The sequence below is a fragment of the Micromonospora parva genome (genome assembly GCF_000718515.1).
Classification (GTDB): Bacteria; Actinomycetota; Actinomycetes; order Mycobacteriales; family Micromonosporaceae; genus Micromonospora; species Micromonospora parva.
Genome location: NZ_JNZS01000041.1, coordinates 20,983 through 34,485, shown reverse-complemented (window position 1 = coordinate 34,485; position 13,503 = coordinate 20,983). Strand labels below are relative to the sequence as shown.

The window sequence follows — 13,503 nt, the reverse complement described above, 5'->3', positions numbered from 1 at the left end:
AACCTCTTGATCAACGCCAATGGTGGTGGGTGGGTGGGTGGGTGGGGGTTAGGGGGTGGGGTTTAGGGCTGCTTTTAGGGCTTGGGGGAGCGTGGGGTGCTGGTAGGGGTAGGCGGCTCGGGCTAGGACGCCGGGCAGGACGCGGGTGCTGGTGAGGGCCTCGTGGGCGAAACCGCCGAGGACCACCTTGAGCGCCAGCGCGGGGATCGGGATGATCGCCGGGCGGTGCAGCTGCCGGGCCAGTTCACGGGTGAACTCGGCGTTCGTCACCGGGTTCGGCCCCACCACGTTCACCGGGCCGGCGATGTCGTCGTGGTCGAGCAGGAAGCGGGTCGCGTCCAGCCAGTCGGCCATCGAGATCCACGGCAGCCACTGCCGACCGCTGCCCAGCCGGCCGGCGATACCCAGCTTGAACGGCAGCAGTTGCGGCTTGAGCAGCCCGCCCTCGCGGTCCAGTGGCAGGCCGGTCCGCAGCCGCACCACGCGTACCCCGGCGTCCTCGGCCGGCCGGGTCGCGGCCTCCCACACCCGGCAGACGTCGGCCAGGAAGCCCTCGCCGGCCGGCGCGTCCTCCTCGACCGCCCGGTCGCCGGTGTTGCCGTACCAGCCCACGGCCGATGAGTTGAGCAGCACCCGGGGCCGGTCCGCGGTGGGCAGCCCGGCGATGGTGGTCGCCAGCGTGGTGGTGCTGTCCACCCGGCTGGTGCGGATCAACCGGCGGTAGTCGTCGTTCCAGCGCTTGTCGCCGACGCCCGCCCCGGCCAGGTTGACGACCGCGTCGGCCTCGGCGACGACTGCCGGGTCGAGCTGCCCGGCGGCGGGGTCCCACTGACGCTGCTGCGAGTCGCGCGGCGACCGACGGACCAGCCGGGTGATCTGGTGCCCGTCGGCGGTGAGCCGGTCGGCCAGCCGGGTGCCGAGGAAGCCGGACGCGCCGGCCAGAAGGATCCGCATACCCCCATCTTCGTCCAGAACGCCGCCGACGGATGCGCGGGGCGGCCGACGTCACCGGCTGTGGGACGGACCGGCGAGGAAATTTGCGGGACCCGCCATACGGCGCGGAGTACGCAGGTCAACGGGCCTCCCAGCGGCCGAAAAAGGCTACCGCGCGTATTCGGTGATTGCCGCGTTTCCGCAGGTCAGAGCAAACGTGAACGTGGTGTTCGCGATTGCTTCCCGCATCGATATGGCTGACCATGAGCCATCCGGTAGCACCCCCGAAAGGCGGGGTCGGCTCACCGTGCCCACCGTCGGGCGATCCCTGAGGAGGAACCATGCCGATCCTGGTGAGCGGAGCGACCGGGACCGTCGGAGGCAGCCTGGTCCGGCAACTGGTGGCCGCCGGCCACGACGTACGCGCACTGACCCGCGACCCGGCGTCACCGGCGGCCGCCGCGCTGCCCAGCGGGGTGGAGGTGGTGGCCGGCGACTTCGCCAGGCCCGACACGCTGGCACCGGCGCTGCGCGGCGTGACGCGTATGCACCTGGTCGCGATGGATGGGTACGGGCCGCTGACCACCGGCGCGGAGATCCTGGAGCTGGCCCGGAAGGCTGGCGTCCGTCGGGTCACCCACCTCGGGCACAACGATCCGAGCCGGGCCGACGACGACCCGCTGGAGGCACCGCACCGGCCGCTGCACCGGGCGGTCGAGACCTCGGGTCTGGAGTGGACACACGTGTTTCCCGGCGAGTTCATGGCGAACACCAGGGAGTGGGCGCACACCATCCGGGCCGAGGGGGTGGTTCGGGCGCCCTTCGGTGACTGGAACAGCGCCCTGGTCCACGAGGCGGACATCGCCGCGGTCATCATGGCCGCGCTCACCGAGGACGGCCACGCCGGCCGGGTGTACCAGCCGACCGGGCCGGAGCCGGTCCGCCGCCGGGACGCGGTCCAGATGATCGGCGAGGCGATCGGCCGTCCGGTGCGGTTCGACGAGCTGACCCCGGAGCAGGCCCGGGACTACTGGAAGGACACCTATCCCGCGGAGGTCATCGAGTGGTTCCTGGAGATGGGCCGGTACGTTGACGGCAACGCCTGGGTCGCCCCGGACGTCGAGCAGGTGACCGGCCGCCCCGGGCGCACGTTCCGGCAGTGGGCCGCCGAGCACGCGGACGACTTCCGGTGACGGCACCCGGGGCGTGGACCGGCCCGGTGGTCAGGCCGCGGGGGCCGGGCGCAGGTCGGCGAGCAGTCGCTCCACCTCGGCGTACGACTCGGAGCTCAGCGGGCCCAGTTCCAGGGTGGCCAGGTTCTCGTCGGCCTGGGCCACCGTGCGTAGGCCGGGGATCGGCACGGTACGGGGGCTGCGCGCCAGCAGCCAACCGAGCGCGCCCTGCGCGAGGGTGCGCCCGTCGGCGGTGAGCGCCGCGCGGACCTCGTCGACCCGGGCCGCCCAGCGCGGCGTCGGCCGGCCGTCGGTGAACCACTCCAGCCATTCCGGTGCCCGTCCGCGCACGTCGTCCGTCCCGACCGCCCGGGTCGATCCGGTGAGCAGCCCCATCGCCAACGGCCCACGGTTGAGGCTGGCCAGGTCGTGTGTGTCGCAGACCGCCAGCACCGCCGCGTTGTCGCGCAGCACCGACTCGTCGTGCTGGATCGCGGCGCAGTGCGGGCCGGCAGCCGCGAACGCCTCCGCCGAGGCGGGGTCGTCGGTGCTCCAGCCGTACGCCCGGATCTTGCCCTGGTCGACCAGGCCCTCCAGGGTGTCGACCAGATCGAGCGCGGCGGGCACCGGCAGGTCGTTGAGGTGCAGTTGGTAGAGGTCCACGTAGTCGGTGCCGAGCCGGCGCAGCGAGTCGTCCAGGCTGCGCACCGCGAAGGCCGGGCTGGCGTCGGTGCCGAGCGCCCGCCGGGTGCTCTCCTCGCTGACGTTGCCGAACTTGGTGGCGATCACCACGCTGTCCCGTCGCCCGGCCACCGCTTGACCGAGGATCCGTTCGCTGTGTCCGGCGCCGTAGTTGCTGGCGGTGTCGAACAGGGTCACCCCGAGTTCGAGCGCCCGGTGGATGGTGCGGATCGACTCGGCGTCGTCCACTTCACCCCAGCCGAACGGCTGCCCGTCGTCACCCCAGAGCGGGCCGCCGATGGCCCAGCATCCCATTCCGATAGCGCTCACCGTGATGCCGCTGCGTCCCAGCGTCCGTGTCGTCGTCATGGCACCAGCCTCCAACCTGGAGCGCGCTCCAGGTCAAGCACTAGCATCTCGCGACATGAGCGGTTACGCCCCCTCGGAGGCCGCCCGCCGCAGCGGCTTCAGCCTGGACACCCTGCGGTACTACGAGAAGATCGGCCTGCTCGCCGACGTGGAGCGGACGGCGGGCGGGCAGCGGGTCTTCACCGACGACGATCTCGGCTGGTTGGAGCTGTTCCGGTGCCTGCGCGACACCGGGATGCCGATCGCGCAGATGCGCCGATACGCGCAACTGGCCCGCGACGGTGACCACACCGTCGACGAGCGCTGTGCACTGCTGCGAACCCACGCGGTGCGGGTCGAGGAGCAGATGGGCCTGCTCCAGCGCCAGTACGAGCATCTTCGGGAGAAGATCCGCTACTACGAGCGGCTGCCCGGCCCGCCGCCGACGTGACGGTGGCAGGGCCCGGCAGTCGCGCCGGTGTGGCGGCGTCCCGGGGTCGGTGACACCGCCACATCGGCGCTCCGGAGTCGATCACGGCTCAGCTGGGCGGCGCGGTCAGGCCGAGGAGTTCCTCGGCTGTCCCGGCTCGACCGGTGAGCGCGTTCAGGGCGGTGACCAGCCGCTTCTCCTCGTAGCGGAAGTGCGATTCGAGCAGGGCGGCCAACCCGTCCAGCTCACCGCGCACCTGCTCGACAGGCACCGCGTCGCCGCCGGCCAGTAACGCCTCGACCCGCTCCAGGATCCCGGCCACCACCTCGTGGTCGGTGATCAGGTTGTCGATGACCGGGCGCAGTTCGGGGACCTGCTCGGCCAGCAGCCGGAACGCGCCCGCGTCCTCGCCGGTGTGGTGTCGCCCGAGCGCGGCGCAGAAGGTCAGGCAGTGCGCCCGCAGGTGCCGTGACGGGGTGCCGAGGTCGGCCCTGAGCCGGGCCAGTTCCGCGCTGAGCCAGAGGTGGATCTCGATCATTTGATTGCCGACGGCGGCGAGCCGGTCGGCCGGTGAACCGTTTGGGTGCACGTGAGTCCCATGCTGTCCCCGCGCCTCCATGCCCACGGCGGCCTTCGTGCCGGGTGCACCGCGACGCTGCGCCGGAGTCTATCCCGATCGGACCGGCCGGCGGCGGCCCGCGCCGGGGAGCGGCAGTGGTCACGGAGTGGTCGGCTCGTCGGTCTCCCGGACGTCGTGCCAGCGCGCCCGCCAGCCGGCCTCGTGGGCCTCGTGACTGGTCCGTTCCTCGAAGACGGCGGCCCGCAACGCGTGCCGGGATTGGGACATGACCATCACCTCCACGGCCACCAGCGCCACGCAGATCACTGTCGCGAGGGTGAGCGCGCCCAGCGCTGGCAGGTGCTGGCCGACCGGGAGGGCCGCGCTGAGCACGAGGATGACGCCGATGCGGGTCCACGTGACGGTGTGCAGGGTGCGCAACTGAAAGAGCAGGTTGACGGCGAAGTAGCAGATCAGCCCGCCGAACAGCATCGGCACCGCCGGCCCCTCGACCTTCTCCGCGATCCCGCCGGCCGGGTCGGTGATCTTGTGGAGGATCTCCTCGTTGCCGATCGAGAAGAGGATCACCCCGGCGATCATCGGCAGGTAGAGGTACGCGTACGCGTCGCGGGCCATCGCCACCCGGGGGGCACCCTCCGCCGCGTGCAGGGCGATCCGGGCGGCCGGCCCGATGAAGTCGAAGTGCGCCCACCAGAGGCCGGCGGTGACCACGATGCCGAGCGCGGCGGCGGCCACCGCCGGCCAGGTGACCGGCTTGCCGAGCAGGTTGCCGCCCACCCCCGTAGAGATGATCGACTCGCCCAGCGCGATGATCAGGATGAGGTCGTAGCGTTCCGTCCAGTGCTCGGCGCTGGTCACCCCCCAGCCCCAGGTCCCGACGATGAAGCCGGTCGCGTACTGCACCACCACCACGGTGATCCACAGCCCGTCGCGGACCATGGCGGCCTGGTCGGGGTCGGTGATCTGCGGTGGGATGAGGGCGGCAGCCAGCAACAGCACGATGCTCACCGTCAGCTCCGGTGCGAACCGCCGCAGTTGCCGCCGCTCCTGTGGGCTGTCCCGCACCACATGCTGATAGAGGATCATGTGCACGGCCCGGACCACGACGTAGCTGATGGCCACCAGCATCGGGCCGGCGGCGCTTCCCTTCGGGTCGCTGAACGCCTGCGGAAGCGCCAGGGCGAACGCGAACAGGGCGACCATCGCGATCACCATGAGCACCGGGACGTAGCCCTCGCCGAGCCGGACCCGGGTGGCGACCAGGCTGTGCACCACCCAGATCCACCAGAGCACGGCGAGCACCAGGGCGGCGTGCAGCAGTTGCCGTCCGGAGATGTTCGCCGCGGTCGCCCGGGTGATGATGAAGAACGAGAAGACGAAGACCAGATCGAAGAAGACCTCGAACTTGTCCACCCGGGCCCCGGGAGCGATCGGCACGGCCGGTCCCAGCTGTCCACCCCGCCGGTAGCCGCCCACGTCCCAACTCTGGCAGCGTTCGGGCTGGTCGGAGGGTCGAACGGCGATGGCGACGGGTCCCGCGTTACCTCCGGCCCGGGTCGGGGAAACACCGGGACCGCGGCCTCCCGCAGCGGGCCGGCCGGTCCGCCCCACCCGGACAAGGATGGACAATGACGACGAACAATCCGATCAGCACTCCGTTCGCTCATCACTCCACGGCGATGGACGTGATCAAGGGCGTGGACCTCGTCGGGCGGCGGGCGGTCGTCACCGGCGGGTCCTCCGGCATCGGCGTGGAGACCGCCCGCGCCCTGGCCAGCGCCGGCGCCGAGGTCACCCTCGCGGTCCGCAACCCCGACGCCGGGCAGAAGGCCGCCGACGACATCACCGGCACCACCGGCAACGACCGGGTCCTGGTCGCCCCCCTCGACCTCGCCGACCAGGATTCGATCGCCGATTTCGTGGCCAACTGGGACGGCCCGCTGCACATCCTGGTCAACAACGCCGGCATCATGGCCGCACCCCTGTCCCGGACCCCGCAGGGCTGGGAGATGCAGTTCGCCACCAACCACCTGGGGCACTTCGCGCTCGCCACCGGGCTGCACCGGACCCTCGCGGCCGCCGACGGGGCCAGGATCGTCTCGGTCAGCTCCGCCGCCCACCTGCGCTCACCGGTGGTCTTCGACGACATCCAGTACGACAACCGGGAGTACGAGCCGTGGCAGGCGTACGGGCAGTCCAAGACGGCCAACGTGCTCTTCGCCGTGGAGGCGACCCGGCGCTGGTCCGACGACGGCATCTACACCAACTCGCTGATGCCCGGCGCGATCCAGACCAACCTGCAGCGCTACGTCAGCAAGGAGGAACTGGACCGGATGCGGGCGGGCAACGCGGCGGCCTGGAAAACCGTCGAACAGGGTGCCGCCACCTCGGTGCTGGTCGCCGCGTCACCGCTGCTCGACGAGGTGGGTGGGCGCTACTTCGAGGACTGTCAGCAGGCTGCCCCCGCCCAGCCCGGTGGGCGAACGGGCGTCGCCGAGTACGCGCTGGACCCGGAGGCCGCCGAGCGACTCTGGCAGGTCTCGACCGCCCTGCTCAAGGGCTGAGCAGCCCAACGCAAAGGGCGCCCCGGTCGACGACCGGGGCGCCCTTTCGGCGTTCAGGCGGATCAGGCCAGGCCCAGCTCCGACTCGAAGTTGCCGCCCTCCAGCCGCTCCTTGACCGCGGTCAGGAAGCGGGCCGCGTCGGCGCCGTCGATCAGGCGGTGGTCGTACGACATGGCCAGGTAGACCATCGACCGGACCGCGATGACCTCGCCCAGCTCCGGGTCGTTGACCACGACCGGACGCTTCACCACGGCGCCCGTGCCGAGCATCGCCGACTGCGGCGACGGCACGATCGGCGTGTCGAAGAGCGCGCCCCGGCTGCCCGTGTTGGTCAGCGTGAAGGTCGCCCCGGCCATCTCGTCTGGGGTGATCTTGTTGTTCCGGGTGCGCTCGGCCAGGTCGGCGATCCGCTTGGCGATGCCGCCCATGTTGAGGTCACCGGCGTTGTGGATGACCGGCACGAGCAGCCCGCGCTCGGTGTCCACGGCGATGCCGAGGTGCTCCGCGGCCGGGTAGGTGATCGTGCCACCGTCCAGGTCCATGCTGGCCTGGATGATCGGGTGGGTCTGCAGCGCCTCGATGGCGGCGAGGGCGAAGAACGGCAGGAAGGACAGCTTCACGCCGTGCTTGGCCAGGAACGAGTCCTTGGCCTGGGCCCGCAGCTTGGCGACCTTGGTGACGTCGACCTCGACGACAGTGGTGAGCTGCGCCGTCTCGTGCAGCGACTGCTGCATGCGCTTGGCGATGGTCGCCCGGATCCGCGGGAGCTTCTCCGTGGTGCCCCGCTTCGCGCTGGGCTGCGGCTTGGCGGCCGGCTTCGGTGCGGGCGCCGACGGCGCGGCGGCCGGCTGTGCCGCCGGAGCCGGCGCGGCCTTGGCGGCCTTGGCCTTCTCGGCCGCGTCGAGGACGTCCTGCTTGCGGATCCGGCCACCCACGCCGGTGCCGTTCAGTGCGGCCAGGTCGACGCCGTGCTCGCTGGCGAGCTTGCGCACCAGCGGAGTCACGTACCCGGCGGCCTCCTCGCCGCCACCCGGCGCCGGGGCGGACGGACGCGGCGGCGTCGAGGTGGCAGCGGCCGGCTGCGCGGCCTGCTCGGTCTTGGCCGGCTGCGCCGAGCTCTCGGTCTCCGCGGCGGGCTCGTTGTACGACATGCCGGGGGTCGGCTCCTCGACCTTCGGCTCCGGCTTCGGCTCGGCCTTCGGCGCCGGCTTGGCCTCCGCCTTCGGCTCGGGCTTCGGCTCCGGCTTGGCCTGGGCGGGGGCTCCGCCGGCGGCACCGATGATCGCCAGGTCGGCGCCGACCGCTGCGGTCTCGTCCTCGGCGACCTTGATCTCCAGCACCGTGCCGGCGACCGGCGACGGGATCTCGGTGTCCACCTTGTCGGTGGAGACCTCCAGCAGCGGCTCGTCGACCTCGATGGTCTCGCCGACCTGCTTGAGCCAGCGGGTGACAGTACCCTCGGTGACGCTCTCACCCAGGGCCGGCATCTTCACCGGGGTGCCCTCGCCCGACGAGGCGGCGGCCGGAGCCGGCTCCTCGGCCGGGGCCTCGTCCTGGGCGACCTCGTCGGCGGTGCCCTCGGCGGCGGCCGTCGGCTCGGCGGCCGGCTCGACCGCCTCGGCCGGGGCCTGCTCCTGCCCGGCGGTCTCGCCACCGCCGGTCGACTCGCCCTCACCGGCGATGACGGCCAGCTCGCTGCCGACCTCGGCGGTCTCGTCCTCGCCGACCACGATCCGGCTCAGCACGCCCGCAGCGGGCGACGGGATCTCGGTGTCGACCTTGTCGGTCGAGACCTCGAGCAGGGGCTCGTCAACCTCGACCGTGTCGCCCTCCTGCTTGAGCCAGCGAGTGACGGTGCCCTCGGTGACGCTCTCGCCGAGCCGGGGCATGGTGACCGATACCGGCATTTTCTGAGACTCCTTCATTCCCCTGGTGGGATCTTCGCCCGTCGCCGGACGCCGCGGTTTGGATGATCAGGCGTGCGAGTGCAGCGGCTTGCCGGCGAGGGCCAGGTGCGCCTCGCCCAACGCCTCGTTCTGGGTCGGGTGGGCGTGCACGAGCTGGGCGACCTCCGCCGGGTACGCCTCCCAGTTGTAGATGAGCTGCGCCTCACCGATCAGCTCACCCACCCGGGCGCCAACCATGTGGACGCCGACCACCGGGCCGTCGTTGACCCGGACCAGCTTCACGAAACCGGTGGTCTTGAGGATCTGGCTCTTGCCGTTGCCGCCCAGGTTGAAGTTGAGGGCGGTGACCTTGTCGGCGCCGTACTGCTCCTTGGCCTTCGCCTCGGTCAGGCCGACCGACGCCAGCTCCGGGTCGCAGTAGGTGACGCGCGGGATGCCGGCCTCGTCGATCACGGCCGGGGTCTGCCCGGCGATCTCCTCGGCCACGAAGATGCCCTGCTGGAAGCCGCGGTGGGCGAGCTGGAGGCCGGGCACGATGTCGCCGACCGCGTAGACGTTCGGCACGCTGGTACGCAGCCGCTCGTCGGTCAGCACGTAGCCGCGGTCCATCTTGACGCCCTGCTCCTCGTACCCGAGGTTGGCGGTGTTCGGGCCGCGACCGACGGCGACCAGCAGCAGCTCGGCCTCGACGGTCTCGCCGCCCTGGATGGTCAGCTTGACGCCGTTGTCGGTCTTCTCGACCTTCTCGAACGGCTTGCCGACCTTGAAGTTGATCTTACGCTTGCGGAACGCCCGCTCCAGCGCCTTCGACGACTCCTCGTCCTCGGCGGCGACCAGCCGGGGCAGCGCCTCGACGATCGTCACGTCCACACCGAAGGACTTCCACACGCTGGCGAACTCGACGCCGATCACGCCGCCACCGAGCACGATCACCGACGACGGCACCCGGTCCATCGTGAGCGCGTGGTCGCTGGTGATGATCCGCTCGCCGTCGACCTCCAGGCCGGGCAGGCTCTTGGCGTACGAGCCGGAGGCCAGGACGATGTTGCGGCCGGTGTAGCGCTTGCCGTCCACCTCGACCACGTTCTTGCCGACCAGCTTGCCCTCGCCGGCGACGAAGGTGATGTTCTTCGAGCCGCCCACCAGGCCCTGCAGGCCCTTGTAGAGGCGGGAGATCACGCCGTCCTTGTACGAGTTCACGCCGGCCATGTCGATGCCGATCAGCTCGGCCTTCACGCCGAACTGCTCCGACTCGCGGGCCTGGTCGGCGATCTCCGCCGCGTGCAGCAGGGCCTTCGTCGGGATGCAGCCGTTGTGCAGGCAGGTCCCGCCGAGCTTGCCCTTCTCGATCAGGGCGACGGAGAGGTCAAGCTGGGCGGCGCGCAGGGCCGTCGCGTAGCCGCCGCTGCCACCTCCGAGAATGACGATGTCGAAGGTCGCTTCGTTCGGCTCGCTCACGTCCAACTCCCAGGTCGCGTCGCTGCATCGGGGGTCACAGGGGTGTAACACGGACACACCCCACCTCGGTCATCTTGTCACCACTGAGCACAGGGTGCGTACTGAGGTGCCCAACGACACGTCATCGACACGTACCCTTGGCACCGTTGTCGATGACGCACGGTGGGGGAGAGATCCGTTGGGGTTGTTCCGGCGCCGCAAACAGGCGGCTGTGCCGAGCCGTGACCGTGCCGCCGATCGTGGCGATCTGGACCATCTGGAGAACTTCATCCGGAGTCGGCGCGGCGTCGAGGCGTTCATCGAGCCGCGGACGACGGTGACGGAGACCACCGTCATCCTGATCGCCGACGACGGGGAGTGGACCCGCCGCCGGATCGACGGGCCGGACGGGGCGCGACGCTTCGCGTACCGGATGGGCATCCCGGTGTACGACGTCCGGCTGATGGGCTACCCGCAGCGGATGCGCGACTTCAACGAGCGCCGCAAACGCCGCCCCGAGCGGTACTGAGAAGGGCCCCCGGCGTCGACCGGAGGCCCCCTCGATGTCCGTCGCGTCAGCCGTTGGCGGCGACGTCCTCGACGAGCTGCACCAGGGTGCGGACCGGAACGCCGGTGCCGCCCTTGGTCCAGTAGCCGGTCGGCTCGCCCGAGTGGTAGCCCGGCCCGGCGATGTCGATGTGCGCCCAGGCCACGTCGTCGGCCACGAACTCACGCAGGAACACGCCGCCCTGCAGCATGTGACCGGCCCGGTCCATGCCGGCGTTGACCTGCGAGATGTCCGCCACGTCCGACTCCATGCCCTTACGGACGTCGTCGGGCAGCGGCATCGGCCAGGCCGGCTCGCCGACGGCGTCGCCGGCCACCTTCACCCGGTCGCACAGCTCCGGGGTGCCCATCACGCCGGCCACCCGCTTGCCCAGCGCGATGACCTGGCCGCCGGTCAGGGTGGACGTCTCGAACAGGTAGTCGGTGCCGTCGGCGCAGGCGCGGGCGATGGCGTCGCCCAGGATCATCCGGCCCTCGGCGTCGGTGTTGAGCACCTCGACCCGCTTGCCGTTGAACATGGTGATCACGTCACCCGGGCGGTAGCTGGTGCCCGAGGGCATGTTCTCGGCCATCGGCAGGTACGCGCTGACCGCCACCGACGGCTTCAGCGCGGCGATCGCCAGCATGGTCGCGCCCACCGCGGCGGCGCCCGCCATGTCGGACTTCATCTCCCACATGCCCTGCGCCGGCTTGATCGAGATGCCGCCGGTGTCGAAGGTGATGCCCTTGCCGACCAGCGCGACCCGCTTGCCGTTGCCGCCGCCCTGCGGGGTGTAGGTCAGCTTCACCAGCCGCGGCGGGGCCTCCGAGCCCTGCCCGACCGCCACGATGCCGCCGTACCCGCCGGCGGCCAGCGCCGCCTCGTCCAGCACCTCGACGTCGAGACCCGCCTCGCGCGCCGCGCTCGCCACCGCGTCGGCGAACGACGGCGGACGCAGCTGGTTCGGCGCGGTGTTCACCCAGTCCCGGCTGAGCCGGACCGCGCCCGCCACCGCCTGCGCTCGGGCGACCTCCGCCTGGGCGTTCGCGTCGCCGGCGTCCGGCACCGCGATGAGCACCTCGGCCACCGGCTCCCGCCGGGTCGGCTGGGGCCGGGTCTTGTACCCGGCGAACCGGTACCCACCCAGCAGCGCCCCCTCGGCGACCGCCCGCAGCTCGGCCGACGCGTCCGCGTCATCCGGCAGCGGCAGCGCGAGCGCGACAGTGCGCGCGCCGGCCAGGGCCCGGATCGCGGCACCGGCGGCCCGGCGCAGCGTCTCCGGGGCCGGTGCGGCGCCCGACGGCTCCGGGCCGAGCCCGACCGCGGTGACCAGCGGGGCGGTCACGGTGCCCAGGGTGGCCAGCTTGATGACCTCACCCGGCCCGCCGGTCGCGCCGAGCAGCGCGAGCGTCTCGGTCAGCTTGCCGTCGAACGCGGCCGCGATGCTCTCCGCGCCGCTGGCGAGCAGCAGGGTGCCGGCGAGGCCGCTGGTGGCGCCCTGCTCTCCGGTCTGGCTGTGCACGCCGATCACGATCGCGTCGACGGCGAGCTCGGCCGGGTCGGTGTCGACCAGGCTCAGGTTGGTGGTGCGGGGTGAAGTCACTGAAGCTACTCCGGGCGGGCCGGGCCGGTCGCGGCGTCGCGTACCAGCGGTGAAGGTCTCCGGCGGAACCTACCTGCCGGACGTCATGGCTGTCCCGCCGACGGCGCCAGCGGGCTCCCGCCGATGCTAACCAGCGGCGTTGCCCCCGGTAAGTTGCCACCCATGACCGACGTGACCTCCGACGCCGCCGCGACCCGGCTGCGCCGTTCCCCGCTGCACGAGCGGCACACCGCCGCCGGAGCCAAGTTCGCCCCCTTCGGGGGCTGGGAGATGCCGCTGGAGTACGCCGGCGGGGGAGTGCTCAAGGAGCACACCGCTGTGCGTACGGCGGTCGGGGTCTTCGACGTGTCGCACCTGGGCAAGGCCCGGGTGAGCGGCCCCGGCGCGGCCGACTTCGTCAACTCCTGCCTCAGCAACGACCTGGGCCGGATCGGCCCGGGCCGGGCGCAGTACACACTCTGCTGCGACGACGCCACCGGCGGCGTGGTGGACGACATCATCGCCTACCTCTACGCCGACGACCACGTCTTCCTCATCCCGAACGCGGCGAACACCGCCGAGGTGGTACGCCGGTTGCGCGCCGCCGCGCCCGCGCAGGTGACAGTCACCGACGAGCACGAGGCGTACGCGGTGCTGGCCGTGCAGGGCCCCCGCTCGGCCGAGTTGCTGGCCGCCCTGGACCTGCCCACCGAGCACGGGTACATGAGCTTCTCCGCCGCGAGCCTGGCCGGGGTGGAGCTGACCGTCTGCCGTACCGGCTACACGGGCGAGTTGGGCTACGAGCTGGTGGTGCCGGCAGAGCACGCGGTAGCGGTCTGGGACGCGCTCTTCGCCGTCGGCGCGACGTTCGGGCTGCGCGCCTGCGGGCTGGCCGCCCGGGACACGCTGCGCACCGAGATGGGTTACCCGCTGCACGGGCAGGACCTCTCCCTGGACATCAGCCCGGTGCAGGCCCGCTCCGGCTGGGCGGTCGGTTGGGACAAGCCGGCCTTCTGGGGCCGCGACGCGCTGCTCGCCGAGCGGGCCGCCGGCCCCCGGCGGACGCTGCGCGGCCTGGTGGCCGTGGACCGGGCCATCCCGCGCCCCGGCATGACCCTGCACGTGGGTGACGTCCAGGTCGGCACCGTGACCAGCGGCACCTTCAGCCCGACGAGGAAGCAGGGCATCGCCCTGGCCCTGCTCGACACCGACGCCAACCTCGCGGACGGTGCCGAAGTCGAGATCGACATCCGAGGCCGCCGAGCCCCCCTGACCCTCACCAAACCCCCCTTCGTAACCCCCTCGGTGAAGTAGCCCCACCC

The 13,503-nt window shown here is 71.8% G+C and carries 12 protein-coding genes; 5 read left to right on the top strand and 7 right to left on the bottom strand.

The features are described from left to right. Positions 1-48: 48 nt before the first annotated feature. Complete coding sequence (locus IF22_RS0131500) at positions 49-954, bottom strand: TIGR01777 family oxidoreductase (protein WP_030337994.1); 906 nt, start codon at positions 952-954, stop codon at positions 49-51. Positions 955-1,274: 320 nt separating this feature from the next. Here IF22_RS0131500 and IF22_RS0131495 point away from each other — a divergent pair, with 320 nt between their 5' ends. Further along, on the top strand, positions 1,275-2,126 hold the full coding sequence (locus tag IF22_RS0131495) for an NmrA family NAD(P)-binding protein (protein ID WP_030337993.1): 852 nt from the start codon (positions 1,275-1,277) through the stop codon (positions 2,124-2,126). A 30-nt stretch (positions 2,127-2,156) separates the two neighbouring features. Here IF22_RS0131495 and IF22_RS0131490 read toward each other — a convergent pair whose 3' ends face one another. Beyond that, complete coding sequence (locus IF22_RS0131490) at positions 2,157-3,155, bottom strand: aldo/keto reductase (RefSeq protein ID WP_030337992.1); 999 nt, start codon at positions 3,153-3,155, stop codon at positions 2,157-2,159. 55 nt (positions 3,156-3,210) lie between these two features. Here IF22_RS0131490 and IF22_RS0131485 point away from each other — a divergent pair, with 55 nt between their 5' ends. Continuing rightward, the gene (locus IF22_RS0131485; RefSeq protein ID WP_030337991.1) at positions 3,211-3,585 is read left to right on the top strand and encodes a MerR family transcriptional regulator; all 375 of its coding nucleotides are present in this window, start codon (positions 3,211-3,213) and stop codon (positions 3,583-3,585) included. A gap of 88 nt (positions 3,586-3,673) precedes the next feature. Here the strand turns inward: IF22_RS0131485 and IF22_RS0131480 are convergent, their stop codons facing one another. Both IF22_RS0131480 and IF22_RS0131475 read right to left on the bottom strand, forming a co-directional pair. Beyond that, on the bottom strand, positions 3,674-4,153 hold the full coding sequence (locus IF22_RS0131480) for a hemerythrin domain-containing protein (RefSeq protein ID WP_030337990.1): 480 nt from the start codon (positions 4,151-4,153) through the stop codon (positions 3,674-3,676). Between the two features lie 129 nt (positions 4,154-4,282). After that, entirely contained in the window at positions 4,283-5,620 is a 1,338-nt protein-coding gene (locus tag IF22_RS0131475) for a low temperature requirement protein A (RefSeq protein ID WP_030337989.1), read from the bottom strand. A 152-nt stretch (positions 5,621-5,772) separates the two neighbouring features. Between IF22_RS0131475 and IF22_RS0131470 the strand changes: the two genes are divergently transcribed. Next, a complete protein-coding gene (locus tag IF22_RS0131470; RefSeq protein ID WP_030337988.1) occupies positions 5,773-6,708 on the top strand; it encodes an SDR family NAD(P)-dependent oxidoreductase in 936 nt (311 codons plus the stop codon). 62 nt (positions 6,709-6,770) lie between these two features. On the opposite strand, the gene sucB is transcribed toward IF22_RS0131470, so the two are convergent. Both sucB and lpdA read right to left on the bottom strand, forming a co-directional pair. Beyond that, a complete protein-coding gene (gene sucB, locus IF22_RS0131465; RefSeq protein ID WP_030337987.1) occupies positions 6,771-8,615 on the bottom strand; it encodes a 2-oxoglutarate dehydrogenase, E2 component, dihydrolipoamide succinyltransferase in 1,845 nt (614 codons plus the stop codon). Positions 8,616-8,681: 66 nt separating this feature from the next. After that, positions 8,682-10,073 (bottom strand): dihydrolipoyl dehydrogenase, encoded by a 1,392-nt coding sequence (gene lpdA, locus IF22_RS0131460; protein WP_036412749.1) that lies wholly within the window; start codon positions 10,071-10,073, stop codon positions 8,682-8,684. 178 nt (positions 10,074-10,251) lie between these two features. Between lpdA and IF22_RS0131455 the strand changes: the two genes are divergently transcribed. Continuing rightward, positions 10,252-10,581 (top strand): hypothetical protein, encoded by a 330-nt coding sequence (locus IF22_RS0131455; RefSeq protein ID WP_030337985.1) that lies wholly within the window; start codon positions 10,252-10,254, stop codon positions 10,579-10,581. 46 nt (positions 10,582-10,627) lie between these two features. Here IF22_RS0131455 and IF22_RS0131450 read toward each other — a convergent pair whose 3' ends face one another. After that, positions 10,628-12,202 carry a leucyl aminopeptidase gene (locus IF22_RS0131450; protein ID WP_030337984.1) on the bottom strand — a complete coding sequence of 525 codons (1,575 nt, stop codon included), beginning with the start codon at positions 12,200-12,202 and terminating at the stop codon, positions 10,628-10,630. Positions 12,203-12,364: 162 nt separating this feature from the next. On the opposite strand from IF22_RS0131450, the gene gcvT reads away from it, so the two are divergent. Beyond that, on the top strand, positions 12,365-13,495 hold the full coding sequence (gene gcvT / locus IF22_RS0131445) for a glycine cleavage system aminomethyltransferase GcvT (protein ID WP_030337983.1): 1,131 nt from the start codon (positions 12,365-12,367) through the stop codon (positions 13,493-13,495). Positions 13,496-13,503: the final 8 nt, after the last annotated feature.